The organism is Frankia sp. AgPm24 (assembly GCF_023243055.1).
Taxonomy (GTDB): Bacteria; Actinomycetota; Actinomycetes; order Frankiales; family Frankiaceae; genus Frankia; species Frankia umida.
On the sequence record NZ_JALKFW010000150.1, the window covers coordinates 1 to 18,966 of the forward strand.

At 68.5% G+C, this 18,966-nt stretch carries 18 protein-coding genes and 1 pseudogene; 7 read left to right on the top strand and 12 right to left on the bottom strand.

The features are described 5' to 3' along the window. Positions 1-572 precede the first annotated feature (572 nt). The 4 genes from MXD61_RS07195 to MXD61_RS07210 all read right to left on the bottom strand — a co-directional run bounded on the left by MXD61_RS07195 (position 573) and on the right by MXD61_RS07210 (position 3,685). Positions 573-863: a hypothetical protein gene (locus MXD61_RS07195; protein ID WP_248812053.1), complete on the bottom strand. Its 291-nt coding sequence runs from the start codon at positions 861-863 to the stop codon at positions 573-575. 603 nt (positions 864-1,466) lie between these two features. Then, positions 1,467-2,024, bottom strand: a complete 558-nt coding sequence (locus MXD61_RS07200; protein WP_285223182.1) for a hypothetical protein — start codon at positions 2,022-2,024, stop codon at positions 1,467-1,469. 213 nt (positions 2,025-2,237) lie between these two features. Beyond that, positions 2,238-3,083: a DUF692 domain-containing protein gene (locus tag MXD61_RS07205; RefSeq protein ID WP_248812055.1), complete on the bottom strand. Its 846-nt coding sequence runs from the start codon at positions 3,081-3,083 to the stop codon at positions 2,238-2,240. Then, the gene (locus MXD61_RS07210) at positions 3,080-3,685 is read right to left on the bottom strand and encodes a hypothetical protein (protein WP_248812056.1); all 606 of its coding nucleotides are present in this window, start codon (positions 3,683-3,685) and stop codon (positions 3,080-3,082) included. The genes MXD61_RS07205 and MXD61_RS07210 overlap by 4 nt, the downstream gene beginning before the upstream one ends. Positions 3,686-4,415: 730 nt before the next feature. On the opposite strand from MXD61_RS07210, the gene MXD61_RS07215 reads away from it, so the two are divergent. Beyond that, positions 4,416-4,646 carry an alpha/beta fold hydrolase gene (locus MXD61_RS07215; RefSeq protein WP_308222694.1) on the top strand — a complete coding sequence of 77 codons (231 nt, stop codon included), beginning with the start codon at positions 4,416-4,418 and terminating at the stop codon, positions 4,644-4,646. Positions 4,647-4,902: 256 nt separating this feature from the next. Here MXD61_RS07215 and MXD61_RS07220 read toward each other — a convergent pair whose 3' ends face one another. Further along, the gene (locus MXD61_RS07220; protein WP_248812058.1) at positions 4,903-6,162 is read right to left on the bottom strand and encodes a hypothetical protein; all 1,260 of its coding nucleotides are present in this window, start codon (positions 6,160-6,162) and stop codon (positions 4,903-4,905) included. Between the two features lie 862 nt (positions 6,163-7,024). On the opposite strand from MXD61_RS07220, the gene MXD61_RS07225 reads away from it, so the two are divergent. The 4 genes from MXD61_RS07225 to MXD61_RS07240 all read left to right on the top strand — a co-directional run bounded on the left by MXD61_RS07225 (position 7,025) and on the right by MXD61_RS07240 (position 8,949). Continuing rightward, the gene (locus MXD61_RS07225) at positions 7,025-7,297 is read left to right on the top strand and encodes a hypothetical protein (RefSeq protein ID WP_248812059.1); all 273 of its coding nucleotides are present in this window, start codon (positions 7,025-7,027) and stop codon (positions 7,295-7,297) included. Positions 7,298-7,421: 124 nt separating this feature from the next. Beyond that, positions 7,422-7,754 (top strand): GAF domain-containing protein, encoded by a 333-nt coding sequence (locus tag MXD61_RS07230; protein ID WP_248812060.1) that lies wholly within the window; start codon positions 7,422-7,424, stop codon positions 7,752-7,754. Between the two features lie 101 nt (positions 7,755-7,855). Beyond that, the gene (locus tag MXD61_RS07235) at positions 7,856-8,035 is read left to right on the top strand and encodes an ANTAR domain-containing protein (RefSeq protein ID WP_248812061.1); all 180 of its coding nucleotides are present in this window, start codon (positions 7,856-7,858) and stop codon (positions 8,033-8,035) included. A gap of 68 nt (positions 8,036-8,103) precedes the next feature. Further along, the gene (locus MXD61_RS07240) at positions 8,104-8,949 is read left to right on the top strand and encodes a GAF and ANTAR domain-containing protein (RefSeq protein ID WP_248812062.1); all 846 of its coding nucleotides are present in this window, start codon (positions 8,104-8,106) and stop codon (positions 8,947-8,949) included. Here MXD61_RS07240 and MXD61_RS28735 read toward each other — a convergent pair. Together MXD61_RS28735 and MXD61_RS07250 are read right to left on the bottom strand one after the other, a co-directional pair. Next, positions 8,847-9,507, bottom strand: a pseudogene (locus tag MXD61_RS28735) (transposase); the annotation flags it as partial. The gene MXD61_RS07240 and the pseudogene MXD61_RS28735 sit on opposite strands and share 103 nt — an antisense overlap. Positions 9,508-9,683: 176 nt before the next feature. Continuing rightward, on the bottom strand, positions 9,684-10,913 hold the full coding sequence (locus tag MXD61_RS07250) for an FAD-dependent monooxygenase (RefSeq protein WP_374628557.1): 1,230 nt from the start codon (positions 10,911-10,913) through the stop codon (positions 9,684-9,686). A 328-nt stretch (positions 10,914-11,241) separates the two neighbouring features. On the opposite strand from MXD61_RS07250, the gene MXD61_RS07255 reads away from it, so the two are divergent. Next, on the top strand, positions 11,242-12,579 hold the full coding sequence (locus MXD61_RS07255; RefSeq protein ID WP_248812065.1) for an IS1380 family transposase: 1,338 nt from the start codon (positions 11,242-11,244) through the stop codon (positions 12,577-12,579). A gap of 806 nt (positions 12,580-13,385) precedes the next feature. Here the strand turns inward: MXD61_RS07255 and MXD61_RS07260 are convergent. The 3 genes from MXD61_RS07260 to MXD61_RS07270 form a co-directional block, all read right to left on the bottom strand. Next, positions 13,386-13,757 carry a DUF86 domain-containing protein gene (locus tag MXD61_RS07260; RefSeq protein WP_248812066.1) on the bottom strand — a complete coding sequence of 124 codons (372 nt, stop codon included), beginning with the start codon at positions 13,755-13,757 and terminating at the stop codon, positions 13,386-13,388. Next, on the bottom strand, positions 13,747-14,037 hold the full coding sequence (locus tag MXD61_RS07265) for a nucleotidyltransferase domain-containing protein (RefSeq protein WP_308222695.1): 291 nt from the start codon (positions 14,035-14,037) through the stop codon (positions 13,747-13,749). Before MXD61_RS07265 ends, MXD61_RS07260 begins: the two co-directional genes overlap by 11 nt. A gap of 222 nt (positions 14,038-14,259) precedes the next feature. Then, positions 14,260-14,748 carry a DUF4037 domain-containing protein gene (locus tag MXD61_RS07270; protein ID WP_248812068.1) on the bottom strand — a complete coding sequence of 163 codons (489 nt, stop codon included), beginning with the start codon at positions 14,746-14,748 and terminating at the stop codon, positions 14,260-14,262. A 96-nt stretch (positions 14,749-14,844) separates the two neighbouring features. Here MXD61_RS07270 and MXD61_RS28385 point away from each other — a divergent pair, with 96 nt between their 5' ends. Then, positions 14,845-16,602, top strand: coding sequence for a LuxR family transcriptional regulator (locus tag MXD61_RS28385; RefSeq protein WP_248812069.1), 1,758 nt, complete (start codon positions 14,845-14,847; stop codon positions 16,600-16,602). Between the two features lie 33 nt (positions 16,603-16,635). Here MXD61_RS28385 and MXD61_RS07280 read toward each other — a convergent pair whose 3' ends face one another. Beyond that, positions 16,636-17,238, bottom strand: a complete 603-nt coding sequence (locus MXD61_RS07280; RefSeq protein ID WP_248812070.1) for a TetR family transcriptional regulator — start codon at positions 17,236-17,238, stop codon at positions 16,636-16,638. Beyond that, positions 17,222-18,775, bottom strand: coding sequence for an MFS transporter (locus MXD61_RS07285; protein WP_248812071.1), 1,554 nt, complete (start codon positions 18,773-18,775; stop codon positions 17,222-17,224). Before MXD61_RS07285 ends, MXD61_RS07280 begins: the two co-directional genes overlap by 17 nt. Positions 18,776-18,966 lie beyond the last annotated feature (191 nt).

The window sequence follows — 18,966 nt, forward strand, 5'->3', positions numbered from 1 at the left end:
CCCAACAGACACCGACACCCGACATGATCAGCCACCGAAGATCATCCTTGCCCGGACCGCTTAACTAAGCGCCATTGGCCTGTAAGCAGGACCCACCGTTCACCTCAGGGGGCGAGGGGGTCTTTGGCCGTGGAACAGATTCGATTCGGGGCCGTGCGCGCGGCCCCGGGGGCGAGCAGGACACCCACCCTCGCCACAACGGCGCCGCAGCTCTTGCGTGAACAGATCGGCGGGATCTCCGTCGTGTGTCTGGTGCACGACGCTGGCCCACATCGGGGACGTGAACGGGCACCGCTACAAGATCCGCGCCACCGGCAACAGCCACCGTGGCGAATGGAAAACGTCGGAGGCCCTGCGTGTTGCGCCGGAAATCCGATTACCCCCGGGGACCGAGCATCGAAATACTACCCCGGGGGCAATCGTCGTGAATGCCCGCGACACCGCTGTGGGTACTGCGGCCACGGCCACCGAAGAATTCGGCCGAGCATACCTGGCCAGCGATGTCAGGTCAGCACCTTCCGGTCAGACAGAGGCGACCGGACGGCGTTCCGCGGACTGCTCGTTCCGGACCGTCACCAGTCCCAGTCCCAGCCGTCCTTGTCCTTTCCGTCCTTTCCGTCCTTTCCCCAGCCATCCTTGTCCTTTCCCCATCTGTCCTTGTTCCACCCGCCCTTGTCCCACTCGTCCTTGTCCCACCAGCCCTTGTCCCATCTGTCTTCCTGCCAGCCCTTGTCCCAGCCCTTGTCCTTGCTTCCCCAGCCGTCCGAGGCGTAGGCAGCTGTGGCCGAACCACCTGCGAGTGCCATCGCCGTAGCACCGGCGACCACAAGTACTGAAATTTGGAGCCGCACAGATCTTTTCATGATCCCTCCATCCGAGAAAAGGCGATCCCTTCGCCGCCAAAGGCAGGTTAGCGAGTTCCGGCACCCATGGAAAAAGGACCATCGATGGGGTGTGAAATGTCTTCGACTGGTCAGTCAAATTGAGTGCGAAGCTGTACGGTAAAGTCGCGTCAATGTACAGTCGTGGATAATCACGCCGCCGTTTTCGGCACTCAGTGGCCGATCCCGGGCCGACGCGACGGCAGTTCATCCGGGGAGCCGTCCCCGCGCTCCGCGCGAACAGGGGCGAATCCCGATCCGCCGGACAGGGATGGCGACGGACAGAGGTCCGAGGACATCCGGTGGTCTTGGCCGGTAATCTGGTCGACGTCGTCGAGTCCGGCCGTCAGGTCGAGCTGTCGCACGCGATTGCGGCCGGCCTCGCCGCGGCAGGTTCCAGGGATACGCGGTCGGGCCCACGACGGCCGCCAGCCGGTCGCGCACCACACTCTCCACCTTGATCGCCGTAAGGCTTGTTGATCAAGTGTATCCGGGTGACATACTCCCAGGTATGCGATGCCAGGGCGCCTCGCAGGACCGGACACGCCCTCCGCGCCTCCCCGTCGCGCTGATCACAACGAGGGTTCAGCGCGAGGTGCGCAGAATAACGACTCCCAGGCCGGGGGCGCGTAACGCGAGCAGTGCACCGCGGGCGGTGCGGTCGGCCAGCACTGCCAGGCGACGCCGCGCGCAGCGGGCGCGCAGCAGCTCGACCCGAGCGTCCTCGGACAGCTCGTCGCGGTGCGCGTCCCCGAAAGCCAGGCCGTCGGCGTGGGCGCCGGCGGGAGGCCGGCCCGTAGCCCAGGACAGGAACCGAGCGTTGAACTCCGGTTCGGCCGCGAGTGCCGGCCAGCGGCGGGCGACCCCGGCCCTGCGTTTGTCAAGCAGTGCCTGCCGGGTCGCCTCCAACGCCTCCTGGTCGAAACCCTCCGGATCGGCACCACCGGCGACCAGCGCCGCGAGCAACGCGGACTGCCCGGCCGCCAGCCGTGCCCTCACCGCATCCAGATCCACCGGCACAGCCAGACCGACCCGGCGGCCGGCTGGGTCAGGAACCTCCGCCGCCTCATCCGCCCCCACATCCGCCGCCCCCACATCCGCCGCCATGGCCGCCTCCCCCGCATCCGCCACCGTGACCACCATGACCACCGCCCTCGGACCCGCCGCTGTAGCCGCCGCCACAGCCGCCGCTGCTGCTGCTGCCGCTGCCGCTGCTGCTGCGGCGGCGGCGGCCAGAGGAACCACGGTGGCGACCCCTGGTGGACCACCGGCCGACGAAGATGCGGCTGAAAAGCCTTTTTCCCAGGACAAACACCGCTGCCAGCAGCAGGAGGCAGCCGACCAGCAGCACGATCTTCACCGGTGTTGACATGGCAGCTGCCTTTCTGCGGCGGCCGCGGCGGCCTGGACACGGTCACATTCGGCGTGGAACTCGGCGGCCGGGGGATAGCAGCCATCGCGTTCGAGGAGATAGGCGGCCCGTCCCGGCGCAAACCGCCCCACCGCATCAGCCAGCAGCTCCAGCTGCCGTGGCCCGACCGGATCCAGATGGGTGTCGTGATATCGGCCCTCGCGCATCACTCCACCGGCGACGTGCAGATAGGCGACCCGTTCCCACGGCAGCCGGTCGAACGCCGCAACCGGATCAAGGCCGTGGTTGACCGCGTCACCGTAGAAGTTCGCGACATCAACAAGCAGCAGCGCCCCGGTCCGCTCCGTCAACTCGGCAAGGAAGTCGGCGGGGGCCAGTTCGTCGTCCGGCCAGCGCAGCAACGCGGCCGGGTTCTCCAACGCCAGTGGAACCGGAAGCTCGGCACACGCGATCCCGACGTTGGCCACCAGCACATCCAGCGCATCCCGGGTATAAGGAACCGGCAGCAGATGGCCCGCCTCATACCCACCCGCACGTACGAACGCGACATGCTCGCTGACCAGCGGCGCGTCCACAACTCCAGCGATATCCGCCAGCCGACGCAGCCTGGCCGGGTCGGGCCGCCCGGCGCCTCCCAGCGACAGTCCGATTCCGTGCACCACCACCGGCACACCCACCTCGACCGGCCCCGGTCCCTGTGCCGACATGGCGTTCCCGTCGAGCCCGATGTTCTCCGCAATCACCTCGACAAACCCGAGCCCGACACGCCTGGCGAGCAACGCGGCCAGTTCCGGTCGCCACCCCACCCCGAACCCGCTCACCCCTGTCACGCCACGATCGTCACAAGGTGCAGCCGCCTTGGGCGCCCGGTCGGTTTGAGGTAGGAGGCGATCGTCGCGAGGCCGTCGCCGATCGACTTCAGGGCTCGATAGGTGGACGTGGCGTAGAAGTTTTCCACGTCGGCGCCGAACTCCAGCACCTTCTGGCCGTCCACGTCGTCTTCGTAGAAGGTGCCGAGAATTTTACACCGCACGCCAGTGAAGGAGACTCGGTTTTTGGTGAACGGGCCAAGGTCCGCGTCGAGCACTATAGATGGCGACAGGTCCTGGCTATTCGAGAGGGCAGTACGCAGGGACTCCTCCCGCACGGCGTGTAGATCACGATCGAGCGACAATGGTGCCGTACCTGCGACACGCAAAAGTAGTACCTCATCGTCGTCGATGCGAGGGTCGCTGGCGTCCTGCGCGGTGGCCAGCAGGAACGAGAACTGCGGAATGCCCCCGGCATCGAATTTCCAGCGGTCGTGGGTCAGCACGACCGCTTGGCCGTAGTCGATCTGGTGAATCGCACCGATCCGGGTCGACCGGTCGTCGGCAAGCAGCTCCGACCGCAGCAGCGACCCGGCGCCAACACCGGGAATGAAATCTATCATCCTCCGCCCCCTCCTAGCACCCACCAAACATCCTTGCACAGCCCACCGACAAGACCAACTATTCCTTGGCGTGCCTTGATGAGAGCGGCGCGCAGGGACTGCCAGTCGGGTAGCCCGTCTACTGCAAGGCGGGGTCGCCGAATCGATCCTGTTCATGAGAAGGAGCCCTCGAAGAGCTCCGCCGGTTCTCCGGTGAACCGGCAAAACCGCAGGTCAGCCCGCTCCAACGCGTCGGCTTGGACCACCATCTCGGTACCGCCGCAGGCTCGGATGGCGACCTCGTCAACGTCGACTGCTGGTGACTGTCCAGCGTCGACCTCGAGTTCGCAATTGGCTTCCGGGTTGGTCAAGTCGATCTCGGCCCATCGGCCGTACCCGACGTCGCTGCCGGCTCAGTCGGGCGGCAAGTAGGCGCGAGCCAGGTCATCGCCGCGGCCACCGGTGCGGCCGATGGATGCTTCTTCCAACTGACCCGCCGCAAGCCGAAGGCCAGGGCATAGCGGCAGGTGTCGTCGGGGCACCAGGCCAGCACCCGGCGCCGCATGGTGAGCAGATCGAACGGGTCTTGCAGGACTACGCTGCCTGCGAGACCGGGCCTCCTGGCAGCTACCCGGACCGGACTTCCACCGGCAAGCGACGACGAGCTTACGAAAGGTAGATCAGCCGTTTACACGGCGTCACCTCCAGTCTGCTGGGCGCACGGGAAAGGCTCAGTGACGGCCCGTTCACCATCGCGCAGGCCATGGACGATCTCGATCAGGTCCGGGTGGCCTACGGAGTCGAGCGCTGGGGTGTGGCGGGCCATTCCTGGGGCGCGGAACTGGCCCTGCGTTATGCCGCTCGTTTCTCGGACCGAGTGACCGGGGTCGCCTGTGTTTCCTGGGTCGGCGCAGGCGACGGATTCCGCGCTGAATACGTAGCCGAACGCGAGCGTCGGCTGGGGATCGACCTGCCCCGATAGGCGGAGTTTGCCCGGCGGCGACGTAGCCCGGGCGAGGAACGGAAATGGTGCCTGCTGCAGTGGCGGCCCGACCTCTCACCCGGTCCCGCCGCGCGCGGGCACGCCGCCGCGCTGTGGGCGACGCGTCCCCCGGACGTTTCCGTGAACGACGCGGCCCGCCGGCAGGTGTGGGCAGATCGCGAGACGATCGGCCTCCTCGTGCTCGATAGCGCCGGGCATGCTCCCTGGGCCGATCCGGCGCCCGCGATCGCCTTTCTTATGCGCCTGCGGTTCCGGCACCGACCAGGGGCCTCGCGTCGGTTGCGTCCGGTGCGGGATTGGGCGGCATCTCCCGCAGCTTCAGATAGATCGCGCGGACGGCCAGTACTCGCTTGATCTCCTTGAGGACGGGGTCGAAGTACCGCTGCCGGGACTCGCTGTCGGTAATCGACAGGATCGCGAAGTGCATAGCGCTGAAGCCGGCCAGCAGGGCTGACACCCTGAGCATCGGGCTCGAGATGAAGGCCGGGAGGTTCTGCTCCTCCGTAGCGCTCCAGTTTTGGGCAATGCTGTCGGTGATTGTGATCAGGCCGAAGATCTCGAAGAACAGAAACACGCCCACGCCGAACACGGTGGCTCGGATCAGCTGGCGGATGGTCAGCACCAGCAGGATGTTCCGTTCCTCGGCCGAGCGGAGCGGGATCAGGTGTGTCGACGGCGCCAGTTCTGCCGCGACCGGCGCCAGTGGTGTGCCGTGGCATGCCTGCTCCAGTTCTGGGGCGGATATGGCGGTCTCCAGCCTCTGTAGCTCCTCGCGCAACCGGGTGCGGATGGCGAGCACGACCACCGCCGCGAACAGGGTGAACAGGAGGCTCAAATGCCACCAGTTCAGATTTTTGGCCACCTGCCAGACCTCGGGAGTGAAGAAGAGAAACGTCGTGATGATCAGCACGCCTGGCAGGGCGTGTCCCAGCAGGCCGACGCTGTTGCGAAGATCGTTGAAAACGTGCCTGAACGCGTGTATGAACAGTGCCACCAGTCCGTACCGGGTGGCAATATTCGCCACCCCGAGAGTAAGTGCATATATGACGAGCAGGACGGCCGCGTTCGTGGCAAGATTTCTCACGACATCCCCGGAACTCGCATTGGGATTTTCGAGTACGTAATATTTGTAATCCTCGAGCGAGGCGAGGGCGTACGCCACGTACAGCAGCGGTGCTGCCAGGAAATATGCGAGCACCAGGCTGACCGCCAACGGGGCTGGCACGGGGGGCGGCGGGCGGCGCCTGGCGCGGGTCACGAACAGCCACAGGATTACCGACAGCGGTGTGGACACCAGCAGAGCGTCGCGCGCGTTGATCCAGGGCACGCCCCCGTATGTCGCGGACCATGCGGCAATGGTGAGTAGGAACGGGAACATCCGGGCCAGCGTGTGACTGCGGAACCCCTGCTTCGCGATGAACTTGGGCAACGCCTGACGGAACAGCCACCATTCGGCCTCCCGCAGCATCATCGTCCGTGCTTCACGGTTCGCCACGTCATTACCCTCCGGAAATCTTCGGTGCTGCGACTCTGGGTTTTCGAGGCCGAAGCCCGGGGCTGGGCGACCGCGACCGATGCAGTGCGTGAACGATCGCGTCCCGGTCGGACTCGGCCCGGCTTTCGGTCGTGCGCGGGCGAGTCTCGCGCCACGACTGGGCTTTGCTTCAGGACCCTCCCGCGCTTCAGGACCCTCCCGCGAAGGAAGCCGCCTGGCCGGCAGAAAGGAAGGGGAGGGAACGCGGAAAATTTTCCGCGCGTAGTTCCGCCCGGCGATGCAACTATGTTTTATTCATGCCGCCGTATAGAGGCGTCCGTTCATGGAACAATGATTCTGCGCACATGCGTCCCCTGGGAAGATCGGCCTGCGGCGACCGTAGCACGAGCAGCTCCGAGGTTTTGCTTTTTGGTGATCGTCAACCGTTCTCGGATTGCGATCCGATCCGCCCTGTGTAGGCATCACGTCCGGGCCGACCTGCGGGAATGAAGAGTTGTCGGTGCAACTACAATACTTATCAGTGTTAAACATCACTCCGCGCCCGTGATCCGCAGTGTCTGCCGGGCCTTTGCCAACCTGGTTGATCACGGGCGGGTCGGAAGAGGGGACGGGTGCGGGAGGAGCTGAAACTTCTGATCGGCGATCTCCGCCCGGTCCCACGCGTTGTTGCGCGCAAGCCCGTCCGGGCTCGCCAGCGCTACCGCGAGCCCGTCACACCGATCGAGCACCCAGCCGGCCGCAGGCGGATCCGGTACGGACCGGTCAGCGTGGGCAGCAGGCAACGCCCCGGCGGGGGTCACCGAAGGCGGCCACGACCCGGGTCTGCGAGGCGGCCACAGGGAGCCGAGCCGTCGCGTCGGCCATGGAACTCGGGCCGGACGTGATCCGCTTCCTCGCCCATGCCGAGAAGGCCGCCGCCGGGCGCGGACTGGCCCGCCGGCTCGGCCGGTGTAGCGTGGGTTCTGCCTACGTCGGTGTGGCTGTGTTCTCGCCCAGGTCCGGTGGGTATGCCTGGTTCGGGTTCCTCTTGCTGATGCGCTGCTCTGGTGAGGGGATGACCATGGCGATGCATGTGGTGATCGGGGCTGTGCCGGTTCCGGGTGGCGGTCTGAGCGGTCCGGGGGCGCGTAAGTGAGCCCGGTCGGCTGCATCGCGAGCTGCGAGCCCTGCTGGCGGATCGGTCGAGGGACGCGGGGGCGCTGGATCGGCTGTGCGTCGCTGTGGTGTCCGCGCTGCCGGTGGACGGAGCCGCGATCTCGGTGACGACTTCCGTCGCCGGTCGGGGCTACACCGGCGCGAGTGACCCGGCCTGCGCCCGGCTTGACGATCTTCAGTTCACGCTCGGTGAAGGGCCTTGCCGGTACGCGGTGCAGTCCGGGCGCTCGGTGTTTGTCGGTGACCTGACCGGACAGGCCGGGCAGACTGGGCAGGTCGGGCAGCGCTGGCAGATGTTCACGCCGGCGGTGCTGGCGGCCGGCTTTCAGGCGATCTTCGCCTTTCCGTTGCAGATCGGCGCGATCCGGCTGGGCGCCCTCGGCTCTTCCGCCGGCGGCCGGGGCTGCTGGCGGAAGAGACGCTGCGAGAGGCGCTGATCGTCGCGGACGTCGCGGCCCTGACGCTCATCGACACCGAGGCCGGCGAACCGTCCGCCGCGGCGGATCTGCCGGGTGAAGGGAGCCTGACCGGTGCGGGGGTGTACCGCGCCGAGGTGCACCAGGCGACCGGGATGGCGATGGTGCGGTTGGGCGTGAGCGCGCAGGAGGCCCTGGTGCGGCTGCGGGCGCACGCGTTCGCCGTCGGGCTGACGGTGGACGAGGTCGCCGGTGAGGTCGTCGCCCGCCGGTTGCGTCTTGATGGCGGCCGGCTCGGATGATGAACAACGAGACCCCACGCGGGGCCCGTGACGCGAGTGCGGAGGCAGCGGTGGGTCAGGAACAGCAGTTGAGTGAGGCCTTCGTGTCCCTGGCCGACAGCCTGGTCGCCGACTACGACGTCGCCGATCTGCTGCACCGGTTGGCGCATCACTGTGTGAACCTGCTCGATATTGCCGCCGCCGGCCTGCTGCTGGCCAACCAGCACGGCACCCTGCAGGTCGTGGCGGCGTCCTCGGAGACGACCCGGCTGCTCGAGCTGTTCCAGCTCCAACACGACCAGGGACCCTGTCTGGACTGCTACCAGAACGCAACACCGGTCACCGTCCCGGACATCTCCCTGGCAGCGGACCGCTGGCCGATTTTCGCGGCCGAAACCGAGACCGTGGGCTACCACGCGGTCCATGCGTTCCCGATGCGGCTGCGGGCCGAGGTGATCGGCACGCTGAACCTGTTCGGCGCCCACCCCGGCTCGTTGACCAGCGCAGATGCCCGCATCGGCCAGGCACTTGCCGACGTGGCCACGATCGCGATCCTGCAGGAGCGCGCGATCCGCCACCACGAGGCCCTCGCCGAACAGCTCCAGTACGCGCTGACCAGCCGGATCGTGATCGAACGGGCCAAGGGTGTCCTCGCCGAACGCGGCAACCTCGACATGGCCCAGGCATTCGATCAGCTGCGCCGGCACGCCCGTAACACCAACACCCGCCTCACCGACCTGGCCCGCGGCATCGTCGACGGGACGGTCGACAGCACCCACGTGCTGCCCCTAATTCTAGTAGGGACCGCTGTCCGGGAGAAAAGGGGCACCTCACCGGCGTCGGCGAGGACCGCGTCGAACGATGCGGTGAACTGCCCTGCGCGGTCGCGGACCAGGACGATGAAGCAGTACAGACGCCGCCACGTCACCGCGTAATCCACGTGGAAGAAGTCGACGGCCAGCATGGTCGAGGCGTGGGTACGTAGGAACTGCCGCCACGTCGTGTCGGTCTGCCGCCTGGGCGCGGGTGGAAGACCCAGGGACTTCAGGACCCGATCGTGGAGGCGCTCACCCGGTGGCCGAGCTTGAGGAGCTCGCCCTGGATCCGCTGGTAGCCCCACGTCTGGTAGCCCCACGTCGCGTTCTCGGTCGCGAACCGCTCGATCAGTGCGGCGATCTCCGCGCTGACCGGAGGTCGTCCCCTCCGCTGCGGATGGGTCCATGTCCGTGTGATCAGACGGCGGTGCCACCGCAGAATGGTCCCAGGGGTGATCATCCGGTGGGCTCGCAGCGTCATGGGGAGAAACCTGATCAGTGCGGCGAGGACCGCCCGGTCTGCCCAGTCCCACCGCGGCTTGGACTGGGTACTGCGCAGCACCGCGACCTCGTGCCGCACCACGAGCAGCTCGATGTCCTTCGACACCGACGAACGACCAAGGAGAACCAGCCAGCCGCACACCCGAACGAAATCAGACAGAGCAGGCGGATGGACATAGCCGACCATCATGCCGCCGACCCCGCACGGCCACATCCCCGCAGGTCACAGGCCCAGGCCGACTTCTGGCACCCCACAGGGGTACCGGGCTGGGTAGAGCAAAGTGGCTTCGGTGCCAGCGACGCTCTATCGACTTCGGCGGTGACCGCTGGTTAGCTGGGCCCGAGGCCGTGGCCTACGGCTTCGCCGAGGAGGCGCTCGGTGGTCCGGGCAGTGCTGCGGAGTCCGGCACCCCCGCGTAGCCGGGCAGTTCGACGCCGTTGATCGCGCGCCCGACCAGCTCGGTGAACCATTCGCTGGCGAAATCGGGGCTCGGCTCGGCGTCTGGCCCGGGGACGGCGCGGATGCGGGCGTTCAGCCGGCCAATCTCCTGGTTGGCCTCGACGAACGAGCGCATCCGCGCCTCATAGCTGGCGAAGCCGGCATCGGGGTCCCATCCGGCGGCGGCCAGTTCACCGGCCAGTAGATAGGCGCCGACCAGGGCCAGCCCGGTGCCCTGCCCGGACATCGGCGACGAGCTGAACGCCGCGTCCCCGAGCAGCCCCACCCGTCCACTCGACCAGCGGTCCATCACCACCTGGGCGACCTGGTCGAGGTAGAAGTCCGGGGTGTCGTCCAGGTGCGCGAGGATGTCCGGGGTCAACCAGCCCAGGCCGGCCATCCGCGCACGCAGCAGGACCTTCTGGGCCGCGACGTCACGGTAGTCGACGTCGAAGTCGGCCGAGGCGAAGGAGAACATCGCCATCGCCCGGGTGGCGTCCTGGATGGGCCGCAGGACGGCCGAGCGCCCTGACTGCTGATCCTGGTACTCGAGCAGCCAGCGGTCCAGCCCGAACTCATTGGGCACGCTGTAGAAGGCCAGCACATGCCCGAGGTGGTGGAGAAACCGCTCATGCGGCCCGAAGACCATCGCCCGCAGCGCCGAGTGCAGCCCATCAGCCCCGACCACCAGGTCGAAGCGCCGCCGACTGCCGCCCGCGAAGGCCACGTCGACCCCGTCCGCGTCCTGGGCGAGTCCGGCGATCCTATCGCCGAAGATGTACTCGACCCCGTCGCGGGTGTCGTCGTAGAGCACCTGAGACAGATCCCCGCGCAGAATCTCGATGTCCGCGATGAACCCGTCGCCACCGTCGTCGTCTACAGCGAAGGTCTCCAGCACCTGCCCCTCCGCGTCCACGGTGTACGCGCCGGCGGTGTCGGTGCACGCCGCGCGCACCGCCGCGTCCAGCCCCATCCACCTGATGACCTCCTTGGCCACCCCGCGCGCGTCCACCGCCTGCCCACCGGGACGCAGCTCGGGAGCCCGCTCCACCACGGTCACCGCGGCCCCCCGTCGGCGCAGCCAATGGGCCAGCGCGGGTCCCGCGATGCTCGCCCCCGCCACCAACACCCGGGGACCGCTCACCCGCGTCCCCTGCTCGCCCGTCCTGATCACGGTCCGGATCGTACAGCCGTCCGCGGCCCCGACCGGCAGGTGACCAGCGGTTCCTGCTCGACGTCCGCGAGCGGGACGACGGTGGGCTCACTGTGGGTGCGGACGTCGCGGCACCGCACGGCGTCCTTAGCCTCGGGCTTTCGCGCGGGTGATCGTCTGTTGGGCTGCCGGAAATGGGAAAGTGCCCCTGAGCTGGGAGGATTGGGCTTGTCGAGGGCCTGATCATCCCGAACCAAGGAGCACCTTCAGGGTGAACCCTACCGGTGTCTATCCGTCTGTCCGTATCGACGCTGCGGGTATGGGCGTGGTGTCGCAGGCCGGCGGGTTGCTGCTGACCGAGACGGTCCGGGTCTGCGGGCTGGGCGTGGTGTTGTCGGAGGCGTTGGCGCCGTGGCGGTCGCCGACGGCGATCCACGATCCGGCGAAGGTGCTGGTCGATCTGGCGGTCAGCGTCGCACTCGGCGGGGACTGTCTGGCCGATGTCGCGCTGCTGCGCGTCGAGCCGGAGTTGTTCGGCCTGGTCGCGTCGGATCCGACAGTGTCGCGGACCGTTGACCGGCTCGCCGCCGACGCGGACAGAACACTGAAGGCGATCTTCTCGGCGTTGGCCGTCGCACGGGAGCGGGTCTGGGTGCTGGCCGGCCGGCATGCCCCGGGCCGGCAGGCGAGCATCGCTGACCCGCTGGTCGTGGACGTGGATGCCACCCTCGTGACCGCGCATTCCGAGAAGGAACGGGCAGCGCCGACATTCAAACGGGGCTTCGGGTTTCACCCACTGTGGGCGTTCGTCGACCACGGCGCCGACGGCACCGGCGAACCCGCGGCGGTATTGCTGCGCCGCGGGAACGCCGGATCGAACACCGCGGCCGATCACATCACCGTGACCAAGGACGCGCTGAGGCAGCTGCCACGGCGGCTGCGCCGGTCACGCTCGGTCCTGGTGCGCACAGACGGCGGCGGGGGCACCCACGAGTTCGTGGCCTGGCTGCACGGCCGCCGCCTCGCCTACTCGGTCGGGTTCACCCTCACCGACGACACCGCCGAGCTGATCGCCAAACTGCCGAAGACGGCCTGGACCCCGGCCTACGACGCCAACGGCGTGCCCCGCCCCGGGGCCTGGGTCGCCGAGCTGACCGGGCTGATGGACCTGACCAGCTGGCCGCCGGGGATGCGGGTGATCCTGCGCAAGGAACGCCCGCACCCCGGCGCCCAGCTACGAATCACCGACGTCGACGGCAACCGGGTCACCGCGTTCGCCACGAACAGCCGCCGCGGCCAACTCGCCGACCTCGAGCTACGTCACCGCCGTCGCGCCCGCTGCGAGGACCGCATCCGCGACGCGAAAGACACCGGCCTGACGAACCTGCCCCTGCACGACTTCGCGCAGAACCAGATCTGGTGCGCGATCATCACACTCGCCTGCGCGCTGATCGCCTGGACCCAGATGCTCGCGCTGACCGGCCACGACGCCCGCCACTGGGAACCGAAACGGCTCCGCCACCGACTCTTCCGCCTCGCCGGCCGGCTCGCCCGCCACGCCCGCCGAGTGGTGCTCCACCTGCCCAGCCACCACCCCTGGACACCACTGGCAGTCGAGGCGATCAACCGGCTACGCGCGCTACCGAGCCCCGGATAACCGGCGCCACCGACCTCCCCGCCCACCAACCCGAAAGACCAGCCCTGCCGTGGACCAGACGCCCACCCCGCGCGACAGCGGAACGCCCGGCCACCCCCGAACCCGGCCGAGCCACACAAATCAACATCAACAAGGCTGGGAGGACAGCCCGCCACCACCCACGCCCAAGGCGCGAAAGATCGAGGCTAGGGGGTTCTCGCGGCCCTTGTCGTACGCCCCGGCCTGCGTCTCCGAGTACCGAGACAGCTTCCTGATCGACGACCGCTTTCCGACGTGACGATCGACAAGGGCCGGGGAGGGCAGCATTTCCGGCTGGCCCTGACTGGGGTGGACCCCGCCGCGGCGAGCGCCTGGGCTAGAGGCGAACCCGCAGGTCAGGGCACCTTCAATGTAACGATCAGTTAAATAAGATCGCAAATCTTGACATGAATATCATCAAACGTCCAGGTCGGGGGGCATGTGCCACCCACCCAAGGGTCGGCTGGTGGACTGTGTGTACCAGCATCCGAACCGATCGATCTTGGTTGCCGGCCCTGAAATCATCATCCGGCCGGTCGCCACACGTGCCCCGAACAGGGACGATGCTCGGTGATCGTGCCGACCGGAACATCGCCTACCGAGTAGAACAAGCGTTCCGAACACCTGGCGGTTCCGGGCACTTCCCGGGCCGCCTGATGACCGTGATCGTTGAACATGGTGATCGTTTCGACGTTCCTGTTCCGCCTCGGGATGTGCTCGGGCGCCGCAGCGCGCCGAGGAGGGGGGTGGCGGCCAATACGTCCGTGCCCGGGGCGAGGTACCCGTGGTCAGTGCGGCTGGCCGAGTTGGCTGGCGACGAGCGGGAACTCTGCCTTGAGGAGGATTGTCAGTTGCTGCTGGAGCTCGGGCAGCGCGGTCGTGGCGATTCGCCACACAATCGACCAGTCGACCTCGAAGTATGTGTGAATGGCGATGTTGCGGAAGCCCGTGACAGACCTCCACGGCACACCCGGCCAGCGCGCGCGGATCTCGGGCGACACTCGTCCGGCCGCCTCGCCGATCACCAGGAGCTTCTGCAGGACGGCGCTTTGGATCAGGTCGCTCGCCAGGAACGCGGTCTCGTCGACGTCCCGGACGAACGCCGTCGCGGCGACCGCCGCTTCGATCATATCGACGAGGTAGAGCTCATCACGCCGCATAGAGGACCCTGGCCTCCGCGAGCACCCGATCGCGGATGACCCATTTCAGCCGAGACTTGGGAACCAGGTCGACATGACGACCGACGATCTTTTCGAGATCATCTCGGAGATCGACGATCTCGAAGCCAAGCGTCGAGTCGGGCGCCAGCACGTACAGCAGGTCGACGTCCGAGGTATCGGTGTCGTCGCCGCGAGCCACCGAGCCGAAGACGGACAGCTCGGCGACGCCGTAGCGCCGGCACACCTCGGCGATCCGGCTGTCACGAAGGTCCACGGTCACCGGGCCATTATCGCCTCCAGACAGCCACGACCGCACGACTCAGGCACCCCCTCACGCGTAACGCCCGCCGGCCAGCGTCCTGCATGCAGCGCGAACCACCACCCAACCGCGACCCGAAGCGTCGCGAAGCAGTCCGACGCACGAGGTGCATCTGGTCATGCGTCCCAGTCGCCGGCACCGCCGAGTTGCTCGATCCACCCCACGGGCAGCCTGCCGCGAGATTCACGCCCGGAGTCCAAGCACGGGGGCATAGTCGCGGCGGCGGCTTGGTCGGGTGAGGATCTCGACGCTGTCGATGGCCTGGTCGATCGCGCCGGGCAGATGCCCGAGCGGTCCGTTGGGTCGGTGTCCGAGCCGGGTGAGGAGGGTTCGCAGCTGCGGATCGCTGATCGCGTCGGTCAGGGCGCGGGTGAGGCGCTGCGCGCTGAGCACCTGGATGTCTCGGGAATGAAAGCGGCGCGGCGCGGGGTCGACGGGTTCGGCCAGACCGAGCCTGTTCGTGGCGGCGGCGAGGTGACTGGCCGCGGCGCACAATGCCGCTTCGCGTTCCCGCCACCGCGTCGCGCTGAGCGCGTGGTGCAGGTGCTCACCTACCTGGTCCGCGAGGGTCAACTGGGCGAACGCGGTGGTCAGCCATTTGCTGTACGGGGCCCAGCGGCGTTCGAGAAGGAATCCGATCCGGACGAGGTCGCGGGCCACAGGCTGCTGCACCTCGACAACGCGTTGATACGCCGCTGCGGGCACATCCTGCGGCGCAGCGGGCTGCTCGGGCGACAAGGGTACCGGCATTGCGAGGCGCGGGCGGCCGTGTACGACGACTACCTGGCGCCCGCGCGGCGCGCGCAGTTGCACACCGAGGCGGCACGGTTGCTCTTCCAGGACGGTGCGCAGGCATCGGAGGTCGGCCCCCATCTACTCGCCGCCGACCGTGCCGCGGACCCGTGGGCCGTCCCGCTGCTCATCGAGGCGGCCGAGCAGCACCTTCGTGAGCAGCGGGTCCACCGCGCCACCCCGTACATCCGGCTGGCCCAGCGGGAGGCCGCGAGCGAGCGGGACCAGACCGCCGTGAGCCTGATGCTGGCCCGCTCGGAGTTGTCGTCTAACCCGGCGGCGGTGGCTCGTCAACTCGGCTCCCGCGCGGGCCTCGGCACTGTCCCGTCACAGCAGGCGGCGCGAATGATCTGGTGTCTACTCAGCGAGGGGCTGGTGGAGCAGGCCAGCGAGGCGCTACGCTGGATCAGCGAGTCGGGGTTCGACACCGAGCACGCGGACAGCGCCGACTGGGCCACCTTCAGAGCCTGGCTGGGGTACACGTACCCCCCGTTGGCCGCGTACCTGCCCGCCGCCGCGCCGCGGGCGGTAGACGGGTCATCCGAAAGCAGCCCGCCCGTCGGTGAGCTGGCCAGTTCCGTCCACCTGCTCGGGTGCGTGCTGCGGGGCGATCTGGCCGAGGCTGCCCTGGATCTCGCCGAGGACCGGCTGCGCCGCCTGCCACTCAGTGAGAGGACACTGTGGCCGCTGGGCATCACGCTGCGGGCGCTCGTCTACGCCGACCAGTACGGCATGGCCTCCGACTGGGGCGAGGCGTTGTTCAGCGCGGTGAACCACCGGAGCAGACCGAGCTGGCGCCGCCTGCTCGCCACGATCATGGCCGAGCTGGCGCTTGGCCGGGGCGAGCTGGCCGGGGCGGCCGAGTACGCGCGCACGGCTCTGACCTGCAGGCCGGAGCTCGCCGGGTTGAGGGCGTCGGGTCAGCCGCTGGCTCTGCTCGTGCTGGCGCTGGTCAGGTTGGGGGACCTCACCGGTGCGCGCCAGTTGCTGCCGCAGCTGACGGCCGACGCGCTGCGCGACGGCCGGGACAGCCTCCACCTCCTGCATGCCCGAGGCCACTACCACCTCGCGAATCAGCAGCCCGAACTGGCGCTGCGGGACTTCGACGTCTGCGGCCAACGCATGCTGGCCTGGGGGCTTGTCTCGGCCTCCTTCATCCCGTGGCGCACCGACCGGGCGCAGGCGCTGCTCGCACTGCACCGGCGGGAGGAGGCTCGGGACCTGGCCAGCGACCAGCTCGCCGGCCTCCATCCGCTGCAGGGCTGCACGAGGGCGATGACGCTGCGCGTGCTCGCCGAGACGATGGAGCCCGCCTACCGCCCGGTCCTGCTGCGGGAGGCCTTGGCCGTCATGCCCGAGACAGCCGACCAGGTCGAGATGGGCAGGATTCGCGGCCTGCTCGGTGAGGCCGGGCGCCCTGCGGCAGGCACCGGCAGCGGGCTGCCGCCGGCCGGCGACGACGCCGGCACGACCAGACCTGTCAGCACGGCTGGAGTGGACGGCGCCGTCAGACCCTGCAGGGCACCACGAGACGGCTCCGGTGCCATCGCTGAGCTGACCGCAGCCGAGCGCCGAGTCGCGCTGCTCGTGGGGCGCGGACGCACGAACAGCGAGACGGCGAGTGATCTGTACATCACGATCAGCACCGTCGAGCAGCATCTGACCCGGATCTACCGGAAGTTGGGCATTAAGCAGCGTAGCGACCTTCGCGCCTGTCTGCTCGGTAGCGGCTGAGCGAGCGGCCGGGGTCCCGGGCCGCTCGGTCCGTCACACCCGTAGTCCGTCCTCCAAGTAGCCGAGGGCCCGATCGATGAGCGCGGGCAGGTCCGCCTGGGGATCCTCGGCCAGGGCGGGCAGTGTCGCCAGCAGCGCCCCGATCGCGCTGCCGGCCACCGTCCGGACCGCTAGGTCGTCCTTCGGACGTTCGGACCGTTCCGCGATCGCGTCGGCCAGCAGCAGCATCGTCTGCGAGATCTGGTCAAGCATCGCGGCACGCAGCGCGGGCTCGGCGACGATGAGCGCGGTGCGCTCGCGGATCGCCACGGCCTGCTCCGGGGTCAGCGCGCCGAACTGCGCCCGGATCGCGGCCCGGATCGCCGGGATCGGCGGGACGTCCGTGGGCTGCTGGTGGAACGCCGCGATGATCGCGGGGTCGAGGTCGTCCTGCAAGATGACCTGCTCCTTCGAAGGAAAGTAACGGAAGAAGGTTGTTTCCGAGACCTCGGCCACCGCGATGATCTGCTCGACGGTAGTGGCCTGGTACCCCTGCTCACGGAACAGCCGCAGGGCGTGGGTCCGGATGGCGGCACGCGTGCGTGCCTTCTTGCGTTCCCGCAGTCCAGGCGTAATCCGGTCAGTGTGCGACGGCATCCACAATCCCTTCCTCGGCAAGCGGCCGCTCGTCCGAGGCACGGGAACCCCGCTCGCGCAGGGCGACCAGCGCCACAACGGCACCGGCCAGCGCGATCGCGACCCCCGTCAGGAATGCGACGCTCATCCCGTCGACGAACGCCGACTGAATTGTGTGTACCAGTCCCGGCAGACCGGCGTCGCGCGCAGCGGTCGTTCCCTCGTAGAGGCTCGTACGCGCCTGCGCGGCGACCGCGGCCGGCAGGTGGTCGCTGCCCAAGTGGGAGTGGTACGCGGCGACCAGCACGCTGCCGGTAATCGCCGTTCCGAGCGGTGCGCCCGTCTTGTTGAACGCCTGTACCAGGGCGGACTCGGTGCCGCTGCGGTCGGCCGAGAGCCCGGCCAGCGCCGCGGCCGTCGCCGCAGAGAGCGCCAGGCCGCTGCCCGCGCCGACGAGCGCCGTCCACGTGGCGGTGAAACCGATCGCCGAGCCGGGAGAGGTGGCTGCGCCCGCCGCCAGGCCGGCGGCGAGGACGAGAAACCCCAGCATGATCGTCAGGCGCAGGCCGATCCCGACCGCCAGACGGCTGGCCAGGCCCGCACCGACGACCATCCCCGCGATCAGGGGAAGAAGACGCAGGCCGCTGCCGAGCGTGCCGGTTCCCTGGACGCCCTGGAAGTACTGCGGCAACGTGAACAGCACACCGATCATCACCAGGCCCGCGAGCGCCGCCAGCACCGAGCCCCACAGGAACCGGCTCGGCCGAAGCAGCCGGGGATCGACCAGCGGCTGGCCTCCGGGGCACGCGCCGAGCCGGTGCTCCCACCAGACGAACCCGGCCAGCACGAGCACGCCGGCCGCGGTCGCCATCAGTGCGTCCGGGCTGCCCCAGCCGTGGTCGCCGGCGCGGACCAGCCCGTAGGTCATGACCGCTAGGCCGAGGGCGGAGGCCGCCGTGCCGACCGGGTCCAGGCCCGGACGCTGCGTCGAGCGAGACTCCGGGATCAGCAGGAACCCGATGACCAGCGCGACCACGACGATCGGCACGTTGATCAGGAAGACCCAGCCCCACCAGAACCGGGACAGCATCCAGCCGCCAAGGATCGGGCCGAGGGGCAGCGCGATGAAGGACGCCGCCTGGTAGATCCCGACGGCTTTGGGTCGTTCCTCCTCGTCGAACAGGACAACCAGCGCCGACAGCGCCATCACCGTGATACCGGCGCCGGCGAGGCCCTGCAGCAGCCGACCACCCAGGAACATCGCCACCGATCCGGCGTAGGCGCACAGCGCCGAGCCGAGGCCGAACAGGACCAGGGACGACAACAGCACGGCGCGACGCCCGTAGCGGTCCCCGATCAGCCCGACCGGCAGCACCGTCGCCGCCAGCACCAGCAGGTAGCCAGATGAGAACCAGACGAGATCTGACTGCGACGCGTCGAGGGCACTCGACAGCGTCGGCTGGGCCACCGACAACACCGTCCCGTCCAGGCTGACGGCGAGCACGCTGAGGTTTACCGCCCCCAGCGCCCACCACCGCCGCGGCGTGGATCCGTCCATCCGACAGTCTCCTTCTAATAGGAGTTACCTCAAAATGAGAGTACACCAACATCAACGAATGGCCGACCGTCAGAAGCGAGTTCGCCGCGCCCAACGACCGGTGGAGGGACGCGCGCCCTAGGGTCTGTTTGGGAAGTTCATCGGGGTAGCCATTCGTTGATCGCGGCGATGGTGACCGTTGCTTCGTAGCG